This window comes from Mycoplana sp. ABR4_002, from assembly GCF_056159645.1.
Genome location: NZ_JBSWVO010000001.1, coordinates 3,114,127 through 3,132,892, shown reverse-complemented (window position 1 = coordinate 3,132,892; position 18,766 = coordinate 3,114,127). Strand labels below are relative to the sequence as shown.

Sequence of the window (18,766 nt, the reverse complement as noted above, 5' to 3'; positions counted from 1 at the left end):
CTTGTCTGGCAAGGGTGGTTTTGCGCCTACGCCTCTTCGATCACCCGCAGCGCCTGAGCCTGCTCGGCCGCAAACTTCTGAACCGCTTCCTGTACCTTTTCAAAGGCTCGCACCTCGATCTGGCGGACGCGCTCGCGGCTGATGTCGAACTCCGAAGAGAGCTCCTCAAGCGTCACTGGGTCTTCCGACAGGCGACGGGCCTCGAAAATGCGCCGTTCGCGATCGTTCAGCACGTCCATCGCCCGCGCCAGCATCGCCCGGCGGGTTTCCAGCTCGTCCTGGTCGATCAGGGTCTGTTCCTGGCTGTCGCGATCGTCCACGAGCCAATCCTGCCACTGGCCGGAGTCGCCCTCGCTTGCCTTGATCGGCGCGTTCAGCGACGCGTCGCCGGAGAGGCGCCGGTTCATCGACACGACTTCCTCTTCGGAAACCTTCAGCTTGTTGGCGATCTCGGCCACCTGGTCCGGCCTGAGGTCGCCGTCCTCGATCGCCTGGATCTTGCCCTTCATGCGACGCAGGTTGAAGAACAGCCGCTTCTGGTTGGCGGTCGTGCCCATCTTCACCAGCGACCAGGAGCGCAGGATATATTCCTGGATCGAGGCCTTGATCCACCACATGGCATAGGTGGCGAGGCGGAAGCCGCGCTCCGGATCGAACTTCTTCACCGCCTGCATCAGGCCGACATTGCCTTCGGAGATCACTTCCCCGATCGGCAGGCCGTAGCCGCGATAGCCCATCGCGATCTTCGCCACCAGACGCAGATGGCTGGTCACCAACTCGTGGGCGGCGTTGCGGTCGCCATGTTCCTGGTAACGCTTGGCGAGCATGTATTCCTGCTGCGGCTCAAGCATCGGGAATTTGCGGATTTCGTCGAGATAGCGGTTCAGACCGCCTTCGCCGGCCGTGACGGACGGCAGTGTGTTGCGGGCCATCGAGCACCCCCTTCCAAGGTACGGCTTCCTCTCTAGGCAAGCCTTGAGCGGAGCTTGATCCGGACTGGATCCCCGTCAGACCATGCTCCGGGGCGGGACTTCGCGACCCCGCCATGATGACAAATAGGTATGGCGAAACAAAGGTGCAAGCGCCGGTCGTTTCACGAACAGGTGAAGGCCGCGCGATCGAGAGGACGGTATGGGCTGCATATGGTGCTTCAGCGACGGCTTTTCAAGGTGGCCGGGCTCGCGATCAACCGATCGAACGCAAAGCCTCCAGCAGCGCCGCCATGTCGCCCGGCGCCGGCGCCTCGAAGCGCATGGCTTCTCCCGTCGAGGGGTGCTCGAACTGCAACATGAAGGCGTGCAGGGCCTGGCGGTGGAAGCCGTTGACCACCGCGCGGGCGTGTTCCGGCAAGAGGTTGGCCTTGGTCTTGTAGGCGCCGCCGTATTCCGGGTCGCCGATCAGCGGGTGGCCGATGTGGGCCATGTGCACGCGGATCTGGTGGGTACGGCCGGTTTCCAGTTCGCACTCCAGGAGCGAGGCGAGGCAGGTGGCGTCCGGCCTTTCGCCGTAGCGCTCGACCACTTCGTAGTGGGTGATCGCCTCGCGCGCGTCGTCGCTGTCCTCACGCTTGACTGCGCGCTTCGTCCGGTCGCCGGCGCGGCCAAGCGGGGCGTCGATCGTGCCGCGGAGCTGCCGCGGCCGGCCCCAGACGACGGCCTGGTAGGCGCGCTCCAGCGGGCCGCTACGGCCGTGATCGGCAAACTGGGCGGACAGATGGCGGTGCGCCGCATCGTTCTTGGCGGCGACCATCACCCCGCTTGTCTCCTTGTCGAGCCGGTGGACGATGCCGGGTCGGCGCACGCCGCCAATCCCCGAAAGGCTCGTGCCGCAATGGTGGATCAGCGCGTTGACCAGCGTGCCGGTCCAGTTGCCCGCGCCGGGGTGCACGACGAGGCCGGCCGGCTTGACGACGACGATCAGGTCGCCGTCCTCGTAGAGCACGTCGAGCGGGATATCCTCGCCCTGCGGCTCAGGATCCTCCGGTTCCGGCAGGTCAATCGCGATCGCGTCGCCCGGGTGTACCTTGCGCTTTGCCTCGGTGACGGCGGCGTCGTTGACGGAGACGGCGCCGTGCTCGATCAGCGCCTTGATCCGGCTGCGCGAATATTCGCCGCCCAATGCCTCGGCCAGCCATGCGTCGAGCCGGCCTGCGGCATCCTCGCCCGCGGTCAGGACTTTCCTTGTGTCGTCGGCTTGTTTAAAGGGGGCGCTCATTGAAAGATTGTCCTGGCTGTCGGAGACGCTACCGCCCATGTCGAATATCGATGCAGATGAACTGGAAGAAAAGCCGCTCGACCCGGCGATGGAAAACGTCCGTCGCAAGATGGTTCGCCTGCAGCTCGTCTCGGGTGGCATCATGCTCGTCATGTTCATGGCGGTGCTGGCGGCCATTGTCTACAAGGTGACGCGGACGGATGGCAAGCCCGAAACCGGTGCCTCGGCCGGTCTGGCGGTCCCAAGCGACGGACCGATGAGCGGCTCGGTCACACTGCCGGATGGCTTCACCGTGTCGGCGGTCTCGCATTCGGACGGCCAGATCCTGTTCTACGGCGCATTTGCCGACGGCGCTCGCAAGGCGATCCTGTTCGACATCGCCGCCGGCCGGATCGTCGCCGACGTCGACGTCGACGGCAGGTAGGCGTGGCCGCCCCACCGATCCAAATCGGCAGCAGTGATGACCCGCGGATCGCCGCCTTTCGCGCGATCCGTGAGCGCGACCTCGTCGGGCGGGAAGGACGGTTCGTCGCCGAGGGGACGGTGGTGCTGCGGATGCTGTCCTCGGCCGCTGGCGCGCGCCGCTTTCGCGCCGAGGCGATCCTGATCCTGGAGAACCGGCTGGCGGGTGTCCTCGACATTCTCGACACGTTCGCCGCCGACGTTCCGGTCTATGTCGCTGGCCGCGACGTGTTCAATGCCATCGCTGGTTTCGACATGCACCGCGGCGTGTTGGCTATCGGCCGGCGCGAAGCGGCGCCGGACCCGGGAACGCTGATTGACGCACTGCCGTCCGACGCGCTGGTTCTGGCCGCCTGCGGCATCTCCAACCACGACAACATGGGGGCGCTGTTTCGCAATGCCGCCGCCTTCGGCGCCGACGCGGTGCTGCTCGACGCCACCTGCTGCGATCCGCTGTACCGCAAGGCGATCCGCGTCTCCGTCGGGTCGGTGCTGCGCGTTCCGTTCGCAACGGGAGGGGACGCGCAAGGCCTGCTGGGTCGCCTTGCCGCGGCCGGCTTTGCCATATGGGCGCTGTCACCGCGGGGCGCGACGCCCATCGACGAGATCGAAGCCTCGCCGCGGCTGGCGCTGGTGGCGGGTACGGAGGGAGAGGGCCTGCCGGGGTCGATCCTGGCGCGGTTCCACACGGCACGGATTCCGCAGCGCCCGGGCCTTGACAGCCTCAACGTCGCGACCGCCAGCGGGATCGCGCTCTACCGCATGGCCGTCCGCAGCGGCCGTCTGCGCTAGCCCTGCAGTTTGGCTATTCGCGCGGCGGCAACAGGTCCTTGGCGCGCTGCGCCAGGCTGATCCGGTTCGGGTCCGCCGGTGCGGCGGCCTGGTCCAGCAGGCTGCGGATCGGCGAACCGGTGCCTTCGCGCGCCTCGGTCAGGACGATCATCCTTGCGGCTACCTCGGCCATCTGCTCGCGCAGGCTGGCATCCAGTTCCGGCGAGGCCGCCTCGGCCAGGCGCTGGCTGATGCCGGCACTGCGATCGCGAACATCGGCCTCGAGCGACACAAGATCGGCAACGCCGGTCCTGGCGGGGCCGGTTCCATTGGCGAGTTGAATCCGCGGCGCCTCTGGGAGGGCGGGCGGCATGGCCTTCGCCTCCGCTGCGCGGCCGCTCCGGACCGATGCCCTGGCGTCCGCCGTGATGCCCTTCAGCCTGTCGCGCAGGCGGTTGATCTCGGCCGTGCGGCGCTCGAGGGCGTTGTCCTTGTCGGCATTGTGGCTGACCTCGCGCGACAGCCGCTGTTCAAGCTGGCGGGACCGCGTTTCCTCGCGCGACAGCCGCTGGCCGGTCTCCTTGAGGCTGGCCTGGGACGCGCGCAGGCCATCAACCAGCTTGTCGCGCTCGTGGCGCAGGGTCAGTATCTTGCTGTTGAGGCTCTCGAGTTCGGTCTCGCGCGCCGCCAGCGAAATCAGGCTGTCGTTCAGGTCGGTCTGGACCAGATCGCGGTTGGCGTGCAGAATCTCGATCTCGCGCTTCTTGTGCAGGATCTCGCGCTCCGCCGCGTCCAGCCGCTCCTTGAGTTGGTCGTAGCGCTGCGCCTCGTGGCGCAGGCTCGAGCGCAGGTCGGCGGCGCCGACGTTCAGCTCTTCCACCTGTGTCTTGAGATCGGCGACGTCGGCGGCGAGCCGGCTGACTTCCTGCTTCAGGGACTCGTTATGCACCGACAGACGGGTGCCCTTCTCGCGTTCGCGCACGAGCTGCTGCGTGACGCGCGCATTCTCGGCGGCAAAGGCCGCGCGCGCCATGTCGGTCTGGGCGCGCACCTCCTGGGGGCTCAGCGGCATGGTCGCTTTCAGGCGGTTCTCGGTATAGATGACAATACGGCGCTGGATCGCCGGTGCCACGATCAGGCCCGTGAGCGTGGCGGCCAGGAAGCCTAAGGCAAATAGCAGGGCATATTCAATCACGACGGCGCCTGTTCCGTTTCCCGGTCATCCGTCCGGCACTATAGCGAACGGGGCCCCGTTGCACAGGGCCCCGCAAACAAATTCGGTTACGCTGGTAAATGTGCGCTGCGGCCCGTCCGCCGGATCAGAAGGGGTTCCAGGTCGGATTGCGGGTCAGCTTGAGATAGCCGGCATTGATGCCGAGGCGGGCGCCAATCCCGGTGCGGATCGGCACCAGCACGATGTTCTGTTCCGTGAGCACGGTCATGCCGACGCCGGCCACCACGTAGGCCGCGCCGGAGACCCCGGCGAAGCGGTGATAGAGCGAATTCACCTCTGGCAGGTTGTAGACGAGCATCATCGTCCGGCTGCCCTGGCCGCCCCAGTCGAGGCCGAGGGACGGGCCCTGCCAGAACACCGGGTGCATGCCGGCGTTCTTGGTGTTCAGTTCGCCCTCGCCATAGGTCAGTCCGGCGACGAAGGCGCCCGAGCCTTCCTGGCCGAGGATGTAGCCGTTCGGCAGTCCATAGGACTGGAAGGCGCGTTCGATGACCTTGGCAAGGCCGCCGGTGGTCGTGCCGAAGAAACTGTGACCAGCGTCGACAATCTCCTGCAGCGTGTATTGGGAGCCGGCACCGGCGGCTTGCGCCCGGGCAGGCGTGGATCCGGCGAGGACGAACGCGCCGAGCGCGGCAAACAGGATCGCGATCCTGGGAAAAATCGAAACACCCATATCTCTTCCTTCGGTGGTTCGGGACTTTCTCATGGATGGCAATTTGACCGGATCGTGTTAACAATCGGTTTACCAAATGTGGTGTCTTTATGGCTGGCCTTTGATCGAGCCTGCTCCACGCAATTTTCGCGTGCTAAGCATCGAGTGACGAACCCGCCGCGCGACGGCGACTGACGCCCGCCGCCGGGCGTGGGCCAAATTTGGAGAACGTGATGGCGAAGAATCCGAACCTCACCCTGAGCGGTCCAGACCTTGCGGCGCTGCTGTGCAGCCGCGTCTGCCATGACGTCATTTCCCCGGTCGGAGCGATCAACAACGGGCTGGAATTGCTGGATGAGGGCGGCGCCGACGAGGATGCGATGGAGCTGATCCGCACCAGCGCGCTGAATGCATCGGTCCGGCTCAAGTTCGCCCGGCTCGCCTTCGGGGCCTCCGGCTCTGTCGGCGCCTCCATCGACACGGGCGAGGCCGAAAAGGCCGCGCGCGACTTCGCCGCCGCCGAGAAAAAGACGGAAATCAGCTGGAACGGCCCGCGCGCGATCGTCGCCAAGAACCGCGTCAAGCTGTTGCTCAACCTGTTCCTTGTCGCCTACGGGGCGATTCCGCGTGGCGGTTCGATCGAGGTCACGCTGGAGCGGCCCGACCTCGACGCCGAGTTCCGGCTGACCGCCAGGGGCCGCATGCTGCGTGTGCCGCCGAAATTTGCAGAGATGCTCTCCGGCCAGCTCGAGGAAGCGGTCGATGCGCACACGATCCAGCCCTACTACACCGTCCTGCTCGCCGAAGAGGCGGGCATGGAGCTGACGATCCTGCCGTCGGCCGAGGAAATCACCTTCGTCGCCAAGATATCCGCCGACTGAGCAGGCGGAACCGGTAACCATTTATTTGCCAGAGATGGCTACACTTGCTTCATAATTGGCCGCTCGCCCGGAGCGGGGATTGGAGCAAGCTATGCGGCGTATCATGATTGCGGACGGTTCCGATGTCGTTCGCAAGGTCGGAAAACGCATTCTCTCGGGCCTCGACTACCTGGTGCTCGAAGCCTCGAACTCGCTGGAGACGCTGGTCCGCTGCGAGACCGAACTGCCAAACGTCATCATCATCGACGCCACCATGGATGGCGCCATAGAGTTGATCGGCAACATCCGCATGCTGCCGAAGGGCGACACCGTCCGCATTTTCTACTGCGTGGTCGAGGCCGACCTCAAAACGATGATGATGGGCAAGCGAGCCGGCGCCGACGACTTTCTCCTCAAGCCCTTCGATCGCAAGATCCTGACCAACGTCTTCGCCAACCTGCAGATCGCCGCCTGACCGGCGCATCGCAGGTCCGGAACACCCTCTCAGGCGGTCGCCCTCCGGCGGCCGCCATTTTCTGTTGGACAAGGGCGGGCAGGGGCGGATGGCGGGCCTGGTGCGGCAAACAAAAAACCCGCCGGTGCGTGCGGCGGGTTTTTCGGGTGCGTCGCTTTCAGGTGGATCAGGCGCTTTCGGCGTAATCGCCGCCGTCGGGCTCGCGCAGCACATAGCCGCGGCCCCAGACCGTCTCGATGTAGTTGGCACCGCCGGCGGCATTGGCAAGCTTCTTGCGGAGCTTGCAGATGAAGACGTCGATGATCTTCAGTTCCGGCTCGTCCATGCCGCCGTAGAGGTGGTTGAGGAACATTTCCTTCGTCAGCGTCGTGCCCTTGCGCAGCGAGAGCAGCTCCAGCATCTGGTATTCCTTGCCGGTCAGGTGCACGCGCTGGCCGCCGACCTCGACCGTCTTGGCGTCAAGGTTGACGATGAGTTCGCCGGTGGAGATCACCGACTGCGCGTGGCCCTTGGAGCGGCGGACGATGGCATGAATGCGGGCAACGAGCTCGTCCTTGTGGAACGGTTTGGTCATGTAGTCGTCGGCGCCAAAGCCGAGCCCGCGCACCTTGTCCTCGATGCCGGCCATGCCTGAGAGGATCAGGATCGGCGTCTTGACCTTGGCCAGGCGCAACGTGCGCAACACTTCGTAGCCCGACATGTCGGGCAGATTCAGGTCCAGCAGGATGATGTCGTAGTCGTAGAGCTTGCCGAGATCGACGCCCTCTTCGCCCAGATCCGTCGTATAGACATTGAAACTCTCGGATTTGAGCATCAGCTCGATGCTCTGCGCCGTCGCGCTGTCGTCTTCAATGAGTAGTACCCGCATTTCCCGTCCCCTTTTCCGCCGCTCAAGGTGTCCTGGCCCCTCTACGCGATACGGATCCAGTCGTTGCCTGATTTGGAGGCTGCCACCGAATGGTTAACAAATTCTGATTCACTCTGGCAAGATGCATCGAAGATGTTAATTAACTTAAGCAGCTCCCTGAATTCATGTAGGAATTTGAATGCACGATCCTCACTTTCATTGTGAAGAAACTGCGCTAACCGACTCTTTCGACTCGTGATTACAGGTCATGCGGCATTTTGGGCTTTGCATTTACCGACCCTTAAATCATGCCGCCTATGATTAACGATGCCCGTAAACGAAAGGTTACCAGCGGTAGGGTTTCGTTAATATCGCCGGAAATTCTTTGGTTACCGGATCGATCAGTCGGTGAACGGGCGGGAAATGCGGCCTGTTTCGGTTTGAATAACAGCCGAAGCATGCCTTAAGCTTGTAAGGGCCAGGTGTTCCGCTCGTTTCGCGGGCCGCCTGCCAGGTGCCGGGGTCTCGATATCCACGGGAGTATTGCGTATGAAGTCACGTGAGAGCCTTGTTCGCCTGAAGGAATTTCAGGTGAAAGAGAAGAGGCGGCAACTGAGCCAGTTGCAGATGATGATGTCCGAGTTCGAGCGGATGTCGAAGGAACTGGAAAGCCAGATTGCCATCGAGGAGAAGAAGTCCGGCATTTCCGATCCCAGCCATTTTGCCTATCCCACCTTTGCCAAGGCGGCGCGGCAGCGGGCGGACAATCTTCTCGTCTCCATCCGCGAGTTGAAGGTCCAGCAGGACGCCGCCGAGCTCGCGCTTGAGGAGGTCGAGGCCGAATATGCCAAGGCGGCCGCGCTGGAAGAACGCGACAACGCGGTTCGCATGCGCGCCTGATCGGGCGACGCTGCCGCCGGTCATCCGACCGGGGCGGGCCCGAGGACGAACCCTCATGACCGGGCGAGACCGCGGTCATGAGGGTTCTTTCGCGTTTCCGGTTCAAGGGCTGGCGAACGGACGGCGACGCGCGCCGCGGCTGCGCGCTAACGGGAGGCGGCACAGCAGCGCTGTTGCGGCGATCGCGAAGATGATACGAGGCGACCCATGGTCCTGATCATCCCCGTTCTGCTGGTCCTGTCCGCGCTGTCGCTCGGTCTCGGCTTGGTGCTGCCGCTGGTCCGGTTCGAAAAGCTCTACTTCTTCAGCGAAACGCCGTCGCTGCTGGGGGTCGTGGCCTCGTTGTGGGTGCAGGACAACCGGTTGCTGGCCGTTGTGGTTGCGCTGTTTTCGATCGCCTTTCCGGTGGTCAAGCTGATCGGCGTCGCCTTCGAGGCGACGACGACGAAGGGCGACGCCACGCATGACCGCGTGCTGGCGCGCCTGCTGCCGCTGCTGGCGCGCTGGTCGATGATGGACGTGATGCTGGTGGCACTGGTGATCGTGGCAGCCAAGACCAGCGGCATGGCGGCTGCCTTCAGCCAGCCGGGCCTCTGGTTCTACGCGGGATCGGCGGTGATGACGAGCCTGCTGCAGATGCGGCTGCGGCCGCACTGAAGGCGGCCGCAGAACGAATGCGAAAGATCGGATTGTCGTGTCAGTGCCGGTATTGCTGGATGCGCGTGGTGCGGAGACCGGCCAGGCCGTGGTCGTTGATGGAGGACTGCCAGGACAGGAACTCCTCGACCGTCAGGGTGTAGCGCTCACAGGCCTCTTCCAGGCTCAGCAGGCCGCCACGGACGGCGGCGACGACTTCCGCCTTCCGCCGGATCACCCAGCGCCGCGTGTTGGCCGGCGGCAGATCGGCGATCGTCAGGGGGCTGCCATCGGGGCCGATGACATACTTCACGCGGGGTCGTATCAATTCGGTCATAGGACTCTCTACATACACACAAGACCAAGTGGGCCCACTGTAGTTCGCCACATTTAAAAATTGCCTAAACCGATCATAACAATTCGCTAACAATTTGAGCGGCTTCGCAGATGAACTCAGTTCATGACGAAGGCGCCTGATCGACAGCGGCACATGGTCGAGACGCGAGAATTAACTATTTCCTTCGACAATGGGCATCTGGTAGAGCCCGACCAGTCTGGGGGCTTTCTCCTTGAAGCATGACGGCCTGATCGGAAAGAATTTCGGTCCGCGGCAACGGAAAGGACACGTCCGTGCCCGTGCCGGCCATTGGATGGGGTGTATGAGAGATCTTGACAATGCACCGGTGCAGGACCGCCGGTTGCCCGAGTTTCTGTCGGGCGCGGCGCTTGGGCGCGTGAAGACGGACTATGAGGTGCTGCAACTGATGCGGCGCTGTGCCAGCCATTTCGGCTTCAGCCATTTTCTCGTCACCCGTTTTCCCGACGGGGAGCGGCAGCGCCTGTCCGAGCGGCTGCTGCTCAGCAACTGGCCGCCGGAACTGATGCGGACCTACGACGATCGCGGCGTCTTTCACGACAGCCGCCTGGTGTCCGCGGTGGCGGTGACAAAGCGTCCGGTCCACGGCGACGCCAGCTTGTTTGCCGCGAAGGGGGCGGTTCAGGACGAGGGGACGGCGAAACTTCTGGCGCGACATGGGCTGGCCACGTCGGTCGCCTTCCTCCTGCATGCGACCGCTGGCGAACCGTTCATCGCCGTCTTTTCCGGCGCGGGCCCGTCGTCCGATCCGGAGGCCGTCGCCGGGCTCTATTTCGGTGCGGTGCAGCTCTTCGAATGTCTGGAGCAGACCTTCTCGCCCGGTCCGTCGGCGCGCGAAAAGCTGTCCAGCCGCGAAATCGAGTGCCTGCGCTGGGCGGCAGCGGGCAAGAGCAGCGACGAGATCGCCATCATCCTCGGTATTTCCACCTATACCGTCAGCAGTTATTTCAAGACGGCGACCCGCAAGCTCGGCGCCGTCAACCGGATGCAGGCGATCGCCTCGGCGATGCGGCTGAAACTGATCTGATCCCGGCCCGGCGGGGCAGGGTGGACGCCCGGCGCGAAGGTCGCAGCGCGGCCGGACGGCGGCCTTCTCTTGCCCCGGCGGTCACAAGTTTCTATATGTCGGCCGCGGCGCCCGGCGGCGCCGGACAGAGCGCGCACAGATTGCCGCGACGAGGGCGCCGGTCGCCCATGGACGAACCACCGGATGGATGCCGTGAACAGTCTCGATTTCGACAGGAAGCCAGAAGATACGCGGGTCGTCGTCGCCATGTCGGGCGGCGTGGATTCGTCCGTCGTCGCCGGCATCCTGAAGCGCGAGGGCTATGACGTGCTCGGCATCACGCTGCAGCTCTACGACCACGGCGCTGCCGTGCACCGGGCCGGGTCGTGCTGCGCCGGCCAGGACATCGAGGACGCGCGCCGCGTCTGCGAGACGCTGGGCATTCCCCATTACGTGCTCGACTACGAGAAGCGCTTCCGCGAGACGGTGATCAATCCCTTCGCCGAGAGCTATGTTGCCGGCGAGACGCCGATCCCGTGCGTCGCCTGCAACCAGACCGTCAAATTCGCGGACCTGCTTGCGACTGCCAGGGAACTCGGTGCCGACGCGCTTGCGACCGGCCACTACATCCGCTCGCGTCCGAACCCGACCCCGCACGCCCCGGGTCGGCGCGCGCTCTACCGGCCGGTCGATGCCGAGCGCGACCAGAGCTACTTCCTGTTTGCCACGACGCAGGAGCAGATCGACTACCTGCGCTTCCCGCTCGGGCACCTGTCCAAGGCCGAGACGCGGGCGCTGGCGGAGGAGATGGGCCTCGTCGTCGCGCAGAAGGCCGACAGCCAGGACATCTGCTTCGTGCCGCAGGGCAAGTATTCGGACATCGTCGCCAAGCTGAAGCCGAACGCGGCGCTCGCCGGCGAGATCGTCCATATCGACGGCCGCGTTCTCGGCCGGCACGAGGGCATCCTGCACTACACCATCGGCCAGCGCCGCGGCATCGGCATCGCCACCGGCGAGCCGCTCTACGTCGTCTACCTCGACGCGCGCTCGCGCCGGGTGATCGTCGGGCCGAAGCAGGCGCTGGAGACGCGCCGGCTCTATCTGCGTGACGTCAACTGGCTCGGCGACGGCGACATCCTCGATGCGGCGGCCACGGGCTTTGCCTGCTTCGCCAAGGTGCGCTCGACGCGTCCGCCGCGCCCGGCGATGCTGTCGGCCGACGAAGGCGGGCTTTTCGTCGAACTTTCTGAGGGCGAGGCCGGCGTCGCGCCCGGCCAGGCCTGCGCGCTCTATTCCGGCGAGGGCGAGGACGCGCGCATCTATGGCGGCGGCTTCATCGCCCGCTCCGAGCGCGAAGCCTCGGCCGAGGCGGCGCTGAAGCGCATTCTCGCAACGCCCGCGGCGGCCTGATGCCGGCCAATTCACAGGCCATTGCAGGGGTCGGCGTTTTTGCCGGAAACGGCGCTTGACACCTGAGGGAGGGGCACCTTATAAGCCGCCCGTCCCGAACGGAAAACGCAGCAAGCGCCGACCGTTCGCCGGGGGCGGAGTAGCTCAGTAGGTTAGAGCAGAGGAATCATAATCCTTGTGTCGGGGGTTCGAATCCCTCCTCCGCTACCATTCATATTTTCAGATTTATCAATGGCTTATGACGTCGCGCGCGGCGTGGGCACTCATTTCGCGTCGTGTTGCATCCAAGTTCCCTTGATTTTCAACGGTTGCTCACCAAACTCGGCCACTCCATGCGACATGGATGCAACATATCAAGGAGCGCTGTCCCGAATGACAGGTGGCGTCGATACAAGTGCTCGACAATCAGAGCGCAGAGTCTACGAAATGCTTATGAGCGAGGTCAAAGCTCGCTTGTTTGGCATTGGCGCTCTTCTGGTGCGCTGCGACGGTATCCATCCCCAAATGATCCTTGAGACGTGCAATCTTCAACTCCGCCTGTGCTGTGAAGGGATTAGAGACGGCGAGGGAAAAAATAGTCACTGAAACGGCGGACCACCAATCCGATGAGCGAAACCAAAGTGGCGATCGGACCCAATGAATACGCCGCCACAAGCAGCCAAGCACGGACACTTGTCATGTATTCTGGTTCGGCAACGGCTCCTCCCAATACGAACAGGCCCCATAGACTCGCCAAGTTCGAGAGCAGCGGCTTGTCCGGGCAATAAACATCCTCATCAAACAAGCATCCGCCGATGTCCGTGGCCCTTAAGTATATATTCGTCGCAAACGACAGCACCATCACGGCCCAATACAAAAGTGCTACAGCGCATGATGTTCGGTAGGTCGCGCATAACACCGCGTGCGCAATCTTCGATAGTCTATTCACGGCCACAGCCCTTCTCATGGTTGTACGGAGCCTATGCCGGCACCAGTAGCTACACAAGCGGCCTATGCGTGATCGGCGCGACGAGGAATGGTGGCGTCAGTTCTGCTACCGCCTGAGGATGGCCGGCTACGATGGCTGGCTTTCGGTCGAGCACGAGGACGTCTGTTGAACAGCCTCGAAGGACTGGAAAAGTCCATCGCAGTCCTGAAAGGCGTGATGCCGGTGGCCGAAAGCGACTGCAAGCCGCAGGCGATCTGACCCCATTCCGGGAAACGACAAGGACGATTGTTCAGCCCAATCGGGGCGTCGACGGCGGGAACCGGGAGCATCCGGGGACTGCCGCCGGTTCGTGGAGCTGGCGATCCTGGCCGGCATCATCGGCGCAGTGGGCGGCACCCTGCGCGTGAAGATCCGCAACGTCGGCGTTTCCGCGCATGGCGTCGGCATGGCGCTGAACGCGGTCCCGACCCGTGTCGGTCCCGGCCGTCGTAGCCGCCCCTGTTCTTTGGCGAGGGTGACGATGGGCGGAAGGATGGCGCTCTTGGTGCGATCCGAGGCCGTCCGGAATCACTCGGCAGCGGCCTGGTGGCTGTTCGAGCCGACCAGCCGTTCGGCCGTGAACTTGTCGGTGACCAGAATGTCGATGACGCCGGTGCGCAGCGCGCCGCGGATGGCCTCGGTCTTCGACTGTCCGCCGGCGAGCGCGATGACCCGCTCGATACCGGAAAGCTCTTCGAGCGACATGCCGATGACGCGGTCGTCCAGCGGCGTCTTCACGAACCTGCCCTCGGCATCGAAGAACCGCAGGCTGATGTCGCCGACGCCGCCGGCTTCGGCGACATGGGCGAGTTCGCGCGAGGAGAAGAAGTTGCCGCTGCGCGCCAGCATCGCGGACGGTTCCATCGCGCCGATGCCGACGAGCGCCAGCGTGATCTTGCCGAACATGTCCATGGTTTCGCGGACATAGGGGTCGCCCAGCAGGACGAGCTTGGCCTCGCGCGACTGCGCCACGCCCGGCGCGCTCAGAAGGTGCGGCTCGGCTCCCGTCAGCTTGGCAAGGCGCGTGGTGAGCTGCGTGGCATTCGCCTGGACGCGCGGATCGCCGAGGCCACCCAGCGTCTGCACGACATATTTCGCCTTGCCGTCCTTCATCGGATGGATGTTCTCGACCATGCGCAGGATGGTTTCGGACCAGCTCGCCACGCCGATGATCTCCTCCGGCTGCAGCGTGGCCTCGAGAAAATGGGCGGCCGCTTCGCCGATGCGGGCCATGATGGCCCCTTCGCGATCCTCGGTGCATTCGACGACGATCGCCTCGGCAAGCCCGTACTTGCGGCGCAAGTCCACCTCGAGGTCGGCATACGTGCCGGAAGGGGCGATTACAGTGGTGCGGACGATCTCTTCCTCCTGCGCCCGCTTGAGCATCCGCGACACGGTCGCTTGCGACATCCGCAGATGGGCGGCGATCTCGGCCTGACGCTTGCCCTCGATGTGATACATCTGCGCCACGCGGGCGATCATGCGCAGTTCGTGCAGTCGAGACATGGGCTCCAACCCTGGTCGTGAATATTTATTCCCTACACTCCCAGCGTCGCGCGAGCAATGGCCACCTGCCAGGCCGCAAGGCCGGCGTCCCGCGCAGCCTTCGGCATCCTCGGGGCAATCTCCGCATCGTGCCGCGACAGCCGGGCGAGGGCCTCCAGGTCCGGCCAGAAACCCGTTGCCAATCCTGCGAGTTGCGCGGCGCCAATGGCGGAGGCTTCGGTGTTCCGGCACGGGACCACCGGGTGATCGATGTAGTCCGCCACGAGTTGCATCAGAAACGGATTGCGGCTAGGTCCGCCATCGACGGACAGGCGGCCGATGCCGCCGGCCGCCGCGGCCATGATCGCAAACACGTCCTGGACCTGGAATGCCATGCTCTCGGCTGCGGCTCGGGCCAGGTGGGCGGGCCTCGATCCGAAGGACAGGCCGCAGACGAGGCCGCGCGCGCCCGATTTCCAGTGGGGTGATCCAAGGCCGACATGAGCCGGAACCAGCGAGACCCCTTGCGCATCAGCGACGGTCTGGGCAAGGGCTAGCAGCGCATCGACACCGTCCAGACCCAGCATCTCCGCGGTCCACGGCAGGATCGAGGCGCTGACGAGGATATTGCCCTCCAGCGCAAACGTCGAACGGCCGCCGATCGACCAGGCGATCGTCGTGGTAATCCCGGCCGGCGGTACCAGATAGGCAGGCACCGTGGTCATCACCGACGACCCGGTGCCGAAGGTGATCTTGCCGTCGCCGGGCCCGAAGGCCCCATGGGCAAACAGGGCGGCATGGGAATCGCCGACGGCCGAGGCGATTGGAATGCCATCGGGCAGGGCGCCGCAATTGCGGGTCCGGCCGAAGACGTGGGCCGAATCCTCCACCTCCGGCAACATCGCACGGGGAACGCCGAAGAGGGCGCAGAGGCCCTCGTCCCATCGGCCGTCGGTCAGGTTGAACAGCTGCGTCCGCGCCGCGTTGGAACGGTCGGTGGCGTGGACCCCGCCATCGGTGAGCTTCCAGATCAGCCAGCTGTCCACCGTGCCGATGCAGATGTCGCCATGCGCTTGCCCATGGCTCTTCAGCAGCCACGCCGCCTTGGTCGGCGGGAACATCGGGTCCAGGGGAAGGCCGGTCCGGGCGATCACGTCCGGCTCGTGCCCGGCCACTTTCAGCGCCTCGCACGCCGTAGCTGTGCGGCGGCACTGCCAGGTCACGACCGGCCCCAGCGGCGCGCCGGACTTGCGGTCCCAGATCAGGATCGACTCGCGCTGGTTGGAGATGCCGAGGGCAACGACCTCGACGTTCGGCACGGCGTCGAGGCAGGCCGCGACGGCCTTCTTCGTCGCCGTCCAGATCTCGTTGGCGTCCTGCTGGACCCAGCCCGGTTGCGGATGTTCGGTGGGCACCGGCGCGGATCCGCTGGCGATGATCTCGCCCGCTTCCGTAACAAGGACGGCCTTGGAATTGGTCGTGCCTTCGTCGATCGCCAGAACAGCCGTTCGCGTCATCTCCTAGCCTTTCCTTTTCAGCAGCAGCGCCGCGCTGTCGGCGATACCCTGCGGCGACATGCCGAACTCGTCCAGCAGGAAGTTTGCCGATCCGGTCGGGGCGAAGATGCCAGGCACGCCGAGTCGCGTCATCGGGACGGGATGGGTGTCGACAACGACCTCGGCGACCGCGCTTCCCAGCCCGCCGAAGACGGTGTGCTCCTCGCAGGTCAGAATGGCGCCGGTCTGCTCGGCGGCGGCGCGGATCGCATCGGCATCGATCGGCCGCACGGTCGCCATGTTGACCACCCGCGCCGCGATGCCCCGCGCTTCCAGGATCAGCGCGGCCTGCACGGCGCGATGGGTCAGGACGCCGTTGGCGATGATGGTAAGGTCGCCGCCCTCGCGCAGCCTGTTGGCCTTGCCGACCTCGAACACGTGGTCATCCGAAAGGACATCGGGTACACCGACGCGGCTCAGACGCAGGAAGCACGGGCCGTCATGTGCGGCCGCCCACTTCACGGCTGCGGCGGTTTCGAACCGGTCCGCCGGCGCGATGACCGGGATGTTCGGCAGGGCGCGAACCCAGGCGAAGTCCTCGATCGAATGGTGGGTGGGCCCGAGTTCGCCATAGGCCATGCCCGAACTGATGCCGACGAGCTTCACATTCGTCAGGGAGTAGGCGATGTCGGCCTTGATCTGTTCCAGGGCCCGGCCGGTGAGGAAGGGCGACGCGCCGCAGACGAACGGGATCTTGCCGCCGTTCGCAAGTCCCGCGCCGACACCGACCATGTTCTGCTCGGCAATGCCGACGTTGACCAGGCGCTCGGGAAACTTGTCCCTGAACCCGCCGAGCTTGGATGAGCCGACGGAGTCGTTGCAAACGGCAACAATGTCGTTGTTTCCGGCGCCGAGCTCTTCCAGAGTGGCGACGAAGGCGTCGCGGCAATCGTGGAGCTTGGCGGTTTCGAAGGGGGCGTTCATCGTGCGGCCTCCTCAAGTTCGGCCATGGCCTGCTTGTACTGTTCCTCGGTCGGCACCTTGTGATGCCAGGCGACATTGTCGGTCATGAAGGAGATTCCCTGTCCCTTCTGCGTGTGGGCGACGATGCATTTCGGCTTTCCGGGCAGGGCCGCCTCGGGCGCCAGCGCACGGCAGATCTGCTCCATGTCGTGCCCGTCGATCTCCTCGACCGCCCAGCCGAAGGCCTCGAGCTTGGGGCGCAGCGGGGCGACGTCGTTGGTGTCCGCCAGGCGCGCGCCCTGCTGCAGCCGGTTGTGGTCGATAATCAGGGTCAGGTTGTCGAGCCTGAACTGGGCCGCTGCCATGATGGCCTCCCAGTTGGAGCCCTCCTGCAACTCCCCGTCGCCGGTAATGACAAAGGTGCGCCAGGCGTCGCCGTTCAGCTTCGCCGCCTTGGCCATGCCGACGCCGATCGGCAGGCCGTGACCGAGCGGTCCGGTGTTGGTCTCCACACCGGGCACCTTGACTCGGTTCGGGTGACCGTTGAGGCGGGAGTGCGGCTTGAGGAATGTCGAGATCTCGTCCTTCGGAATGAAGCCCTTTTCCGACAGCACAATGTAGAGGGCGAGCGCCGTGTGCCCCTTGCTGAGCACCAGACGGTCGCGCTTCGGGTCGAGTGGCGCCTGGGCGCTGACATTCATCGTGTGGAAGTAAAGCGCCGTGAGCAGATCGATCACGGACATCTCGCCGCCGATATGGCCGGCGCCGGCTTCAAAGACAGCCTGAAGATCGCGTCGACGGACACGATTGGCGATCATGCGAAGATCCTGGGGGGTCATGTTCATCACCTCAGCATAATTATTCGCATTAGATAGAACATGCGTATCGGTGGATTGTCAAGAGGTCGCCGATGCCCAGCCTCGGACCACGTATCGCGTCGCAATGGGTACAAATTCCGCCTCTTGACCGCCAGTCCGTCTTCGGGTAGGAATTATTCATCAACTCTGCATATTTATGCGTTAGGAGAAAGCCATGTCGCTCACGCCCACAGCCAGCGAAAGAAAATCGCGCCTGCCGGAACTCGCTTCCCTGAGTGGCGCCACCGGCCCCCTGATCGGACTCTTGGCGCTCTGTGTGTTTCTCGCGATCTCGACGGACTCGTTCCTGTCGTTCCGCAACTTCCTGAACATTCTCGATCAGATCACGGTGCTCGGGATTATGGCCGTAGGGATGACCTTCGTCATTCTCATCGGCGGCATCGATCTCTCGGTCGGCTCGGTGCTGGCGCTCTCGATGATGGTTCTGGGTTATCTCAACGTCGAGGCCGGCCTGCCCATGGTCGTGGCAATAAGCGGAGCGCTGGGCGCGGCGGCCGTCGCCGGCGCGATCTCGGGCCTGATGATCACGACGTTCAAGGTGCCCGCGTTCATTGCGACCCTGGCAATGATGTCGATTGCGCGCGGGCTTGCCAACATGATCACCAATGGCTCTCAGATCATCGGCTTCCCGGCCTGGTTCAACATGAGCGCCATCATCCGCTATGGCGGCTTCCTGACGCTGACCGTGGCAGTGATGCTGGTGGTGTTCGTGGCTGCGACCCTCTACCTGCGCTACCGTCAAGGCGGCCGGGCGCTCTATGCAATTGGCGGCAACCCGGAAGTTGCGCGCCTTGCCGGCATCAACGTCAAGCGCATCACCGTCATGGTCTACGTCGTGTCAGCGGCGCTCTCCGGACTGGCCGGCATCCTGCTGGCAGCCCGCCTGGACTCGGTGCAGCCCAGTTCCGGCGTTGCCTATGAGCTCGATGCCATCGCCGCCGTGGTGATTGGCGGGACCAGCCTGTCGGGCGGCACCGGCGGCATCGTCGGCACCATCATCGGCGTTCTGATCATCGGCGTCTTGCGCAACGGCCTGAACCTGCTCGGCGTGTCGCCGTTCCTGCAGGCGGTCATTATCGGAACGGTCATCGTGCTGGCGGTCGCCGCCGAGACGTTCAAGCGCAAGCGATAAGA

Annotated in this window: 18 protein-coding genes, 1 tRNA gene and 2 pseudogenes; 11 read left to right on the top strand and 10 right to left on the bottom strand. The window is 64.5% G+C overall.

The window, feature by feature from the left end; translation table 11 throughout:
• Positions 1–26: 26 nt before the first annotated feature.
• Together rpoH and ACXAGF_RS14970 are read right to left on the bottom strand one after the other, a co-directional pair.
• Positions 27–932: an RNA polymerase sigma factor RpoH gene (gene rpoH, locus ACXAGF_RS14975; RefSeq protein ID WP_475018187.1), complete on the bottom strand. Its 906-nt coding sequence runs from the start codon at positions 930–932 to the stop codon at positions 27–29.
• A gap of 253 nt (positions 933–1,185) precedes the next feature.
• Complete coding sequence (locus ACXAGF_RS14970; RefSeq protein ID WP_475018186.1) at positions 1,186–2,214, bottom strand: RluA family pseudouridine synthase; 1,029 nt, start codon at positions 2,212–2,214, stop codon at positions 1,186–1,188.
• Positions 2,215–2,251: 37 nt separating this feature from the next.
• Here ACXAGF_RS14970 and ACXAGF_RS14965 point away from each other — a divergent pair, with 37 nt between their 5' ends.
• Positions 2,252–2,638: a hypothetical protein gene (locus ACXAGF_RS14965; protein WP_475018185.1), complete on the top strand. Its 387-nt coding sequence runs from the start codon at positions 2,252–2,254 to the stop codon at positions 2,636–2,638.
• Between the two features lie 2 nt (positions 2,639–2,640).
• Positions 2,641–3,468, top strand: coding sequence for a TrmH family RNA methyltransferase (locus tag ACXAGF_RS14960; RefSeq protein WP_475018184.1), 828 nt, complete (start codon positions 2,641–2,643; stop codon positions 3,466–3,468).
• 13 nt (positions 3,469–3,481) lie between these two features.
• Here ACXAGF_RS14960 and ACXAGF_RS14955 read toward each other — a convergent pair whose 3' ends face one another.
• Positions 3,482–4,642, bottom strand: coding sequence for a hypothetical protein (locus ACXAGF_RS14955; RefSeq protein ID WP_475018183.1), 1,161 nt, complete (start codon positions 4,640–4,642; stop codon positions 3,482–3,484).
• A 124-nt stretch (positions 4,643–4,766) separates the two neighbouring features.
• Positions 4,767–5,354 carry a DUF1134 domain-containing protein gene (locus ACXAGF_RS14950; RefSeq protein ID WP_475018182.1) on the bottom strand — a complete coding sequence of 196 codons (588 nt, stop codon included), beginning with the start codon at positions 5,352–5,354 and terminating at the stop codon, positions 4,767–4,769.
• A gap of 212 nt (positions 5,355–5,566) precedes the next feature.
• Between ACXAGF_RS14950 and chpT the strand changes: the two genes are divergently transcribed.
• On the top strand, positions 5,567–6,214 hold the full coding sequence (chpT, locus tag ACXAGF_RS14945) for a histidine phosphotransferase ChpT (protein ID WP_475018181.1): 648 nt from the start codon (positions 5,567–5,569) through the stop codon (positions 6,212–6,214).
• 91 nt (positions 6,215–6,305) lie between these two features.
• A complete protein-coding gene (locus ACXAGF_RS14940; RefSeq protein WP_475018180.1) occupies positions 6,306–6,668 on the top strand; it encodes a response regulator in 363 nt (120 codons plus the stop codon).
• 166 nt (positions 6,669–6,834) lie between these two features.
• Here ACXAGF_RS14940 and ctrA read toward each other — a convergent pair whose 3' ends face one another.
• Positions 6,835–7,536 carry a response regulator transcription factor CtrA gene (ctrA, locus tag ACXAGF_RS14935; protein WP_475018179.1) on the bottom strand — a complete coding sequence of 234 codons (702 nt, stop codon included), beginning with the start codon at positions 7,534–7,536 and terminating at the stop codon, positions 6,835–6,837.
• 528 nt (positions 7,537–8,064) lie between these two features.
• Between ctrA and ACXAGF_RS14930 the strand changes: the two genes are divergently transcribed.
• Together ACXAGF_RS14930 and ACXAGF_RS14925 are read left to right on the top strand one after the other, a co-directional pair.
• Positions 8,065–8,415 carry a flagellar export protein FliJ gene (locus ACXAGF_RS14930; protein ID WP_475018178.1) on the top strand — a complete coding sequence of 117 codons (351 nt, stop codon included), beginning with the start codon at positions 8,065–8,067 and terminating at the stop codon, positions 8,413–8,415.
• Positions 8,416–8,622: 207 nt separating this feature from the next.
• On the top strand, positions 8,623–9,072 hold the full coding sequence (locus ACXAGF_RS14925; RefSeq protein WP_475018177.1) for a paraquat-inducible protein A: 450 nt from the start codon (positions 8,623–8,625) through the stop codon (positions 9,070–9,072).
• Between the two features lie 40 nt (positions 9,073–9,112).
• Here ACXAGF_RS14925 and sciP read toward each other — a convergent pair whose 3' ends face one another.
• A complete protein-coding gene (sciP, locus tag ACXAGF_RS14920) occupies positions 9,113–9,388 on the bottom strand; it encodes a CtrA inhibitor SciP (RefSeq protein WP_007769470.1) in 276 nt (91 codons plus the stop codon).
• A gap of 322 nt (positions 9,389–9,710) precedes the next feature.
• On the opposite strand from sciP, the gene ACXAGF_RS14915 reads away from it, so the two are divergent.
• The 4 genes and pseudogenes from ACXAGF_RS14915 to ACXAGF_RS14900 all read left to right on the top strand — a co-directional run.
• Positions 9,711–10,454: a helix-turn-helix transcriptional regulator gene (locus ACXAGF_RS14915; RefSeq protein ID WP_475018176.1), complete on the top strand. Its 744-nt coding sequence runs from the start codon at positions 9,711–9,713 to the stop codon at positions 10,452–10,454.
• Between the two features lie 183 nt (positions 10,455–10,637).
• A complete protein-coding gene (mnmA, locus tag ACXAGF_RS14910; RefSeq protein ID WP_475018175.1) occupies positions 10,638–11,843 on the top strand; it encodes a tRNA 2-thiouridine(34) synthase MnmA in 1,206 nt (401 codons plus the stop codon).
• A gap of 133 nt (positions 11,844–11,976) precedes the next feature.
• Positions 11,977–12,053, top strand: a tRNA-Met gene (locus ACXAGF_RS14905).
• Between the two features lie 800 nt (positions 12,054–12,853).
• Positions 12,854–13,029 (top strand): annotated as a pseudogene (locus ACXAGF_RS14900) (sugar phosphate isomerase/epimerase); the annotation flags it as partial.
• 309 nt (positions 13,030–13,338) lie between these two features.
• Here ACXAGF_RS14900 and ACXAGF_RS14895 read toward each other — a convergent pair.
• The 4 genes and pseudogenes from ACXAGF_RS14895 to ACXAGF_RS14880 all read right to left on the bottom strand — a co-directional run.
• Positions 13,339–14,316 carry a sugar-binding transcriptional regulator gene (locus ACXAGF_RS14895; protein WP_475018174.1) on the bottom strand — a complete coding sequence of 326 codons (978 nt, stop codon included), beginning with the start codon at positions 14,314–14,316 and terminating at the stop codon, positions 13,339–13,341.
• 32 nt (positions 14,317–14,348) lie between these two features.
• Positions 14,349–15,812, bottom strand: a complete 1,464-nt coding sequence (locus ACXAGF_RS14890) for an FGGY family carbohydrate kinase (protein ID WP_475018173.1) — start codon at positions 15,810–15,812, stop codon at positions 14,349–14,351.
• 3 nt (positions 15,813–15,815) lie between these two features.
• A complete protein-coding gene (locus tag ACXAGF_RS14885) occupies positions 15,816–16,775 on the bottom strand; it encodes a transketolase family protein (protein WP_475018172.1) in 960 nt (319 codons plus the stop codon).
• Positions 16,772–17,617: pseudogene (locus ACXAGF_RS14880) on the bottom strand (transketolase); the annotation flags it as partial. The gene ACXAGF_RS14885 and the pseudogene ACXAGF_RS14880, both read right to left, overlap by 4 nt.
• A gap of 169 nt (positions 17,618–17,786) precedes the next feature.
• Between ACXAGF_RS14880 and ACXAGF_RS14875 the strand changes: the two are divergent.
• On the top strand, positions 17,787–18,764 hold the full coding sequence (locus tag ACXAGF_RS14875; RefSeq protein WP_475018171.1) for an ABC transporter permease: 978 nt from the start codon (positions 17,787–17,789) through the stop codon (positions 18,762–18,764).
• Positions 18,765–18,766 lie beyond the last annotated feature (2 nt).

Bases quoted from the DNA above. Each gene is read 5' to 3' on its own strand.
- rpoH (WP_475018187.1), bottom strand. From the start codon at position 932: ATGGCCCGCAACACACTGCCGTCCGTCACGGCCGGCGAAGGCGGTCTG.
- ACXAGF_RS14970 (WP_475018186.1), bottom strand. From the start codon at position 2,214: ATGAGCGCCCCCTTTAAACAAGCCGACGACACAAGGAAAGTCCTGACC.
- ACXAGF_RS14965 (WP_475018185.1), top strand. From the start codon at position 2,252: ATGTCGAATATCGATGCAGATGAACTGGAAGAAAAGCCGCTCGACCCG.
- ACXAGF_RS14950 (WP_475018182.1), bottom strand. From the start codon at position 5,354: ATGGGTGTTTCGATTTTTCCCAGGATCGCGATCCTGTTTGCCGCGCTC.
- chpT (WP_475018181.1), top strand. From the start codon at position 5,567: ATGGCGAAGAATCCGAACCTCACCCTGAGCGGTCCAGACCTTGCGGCG.
- ACXAGF_RS14940 (WP_475018180.1), top strand. From the start codon at position 6,306: ATGCGGCGTATCATGATTGCGGACGGTTCCGATGTCGTTCGCAAGGTC.
- ctrA (WP_475018179.1), bottom strand. From the start codon at position 7,536: ATGCGGGTACTACTCATTGAAGACGACAGCGCGACGGCGCAGAGCATC.
- ACXAGF_RS14930 (WP_475018178.1), top strand. From the start codon at position 8,065: ATGAAGTCACGTGAGAGCCTTGTTCGCCTGAAGGAATTTCAGGTGAAA.
- ACXAGF_RS14925 (WP_475018177.1), top strand. From the start codon at position 8,623: ATGGTCCTGATCATCCCCGTTCTGCTGGTCCTGTCCGCGCTGTCGCTC.
- sciP (WP_007769470.1), bottom strand. From the start codon at position 9,388: ATGACCGAATTGATACGACCCCGCGTGAAGTATGTCATCGGCCCCGAT.
- ACXAGF_RS14915 (WP_475018176.1), top strand. From the start codon at position 9,711: ATGAGAGATCTTGACAATGCACCGGTGCAGGACCGCCGGTTGCCCGAG.
- mnmA (WP_475018175.1), top strand. From the start codon at position 10,638: ATGGATGCCGTGAACAGTCTCGATTTCGACAGGAAGCCAGAAGATACG.
- ACXAGF_RS14895 (WP_475018174.1), bottom strand. From the start codon at position 14,316: ATGTCTCGACTGCACGAACTGCGCATGATCGCCCGCGTGGCGCAGATG.
- ACXAGF_RS14890 (WP_475018173.1), bottom strand. From the start codon at position 15,812: ATGACGCGAACGGCTGTTCTGGCGATCGACGAAGGCACGACCAATTCC.
- ACXAGF_RS14885 (WP_475018172.1), bottom strand. From the start codon at position 16,775: ATGAACGCCCCCTTCGAAACCGCCAAGCTCCACGATTGCCGCGACGCC.
- ACXAGF_RS14875 (WP_475018171.1), top strand. From the start codon at position 17,787: ATGTCGCTCACGCCCACAGCCAGCGAAAGAAAATCGCGCCTGCCGGAA.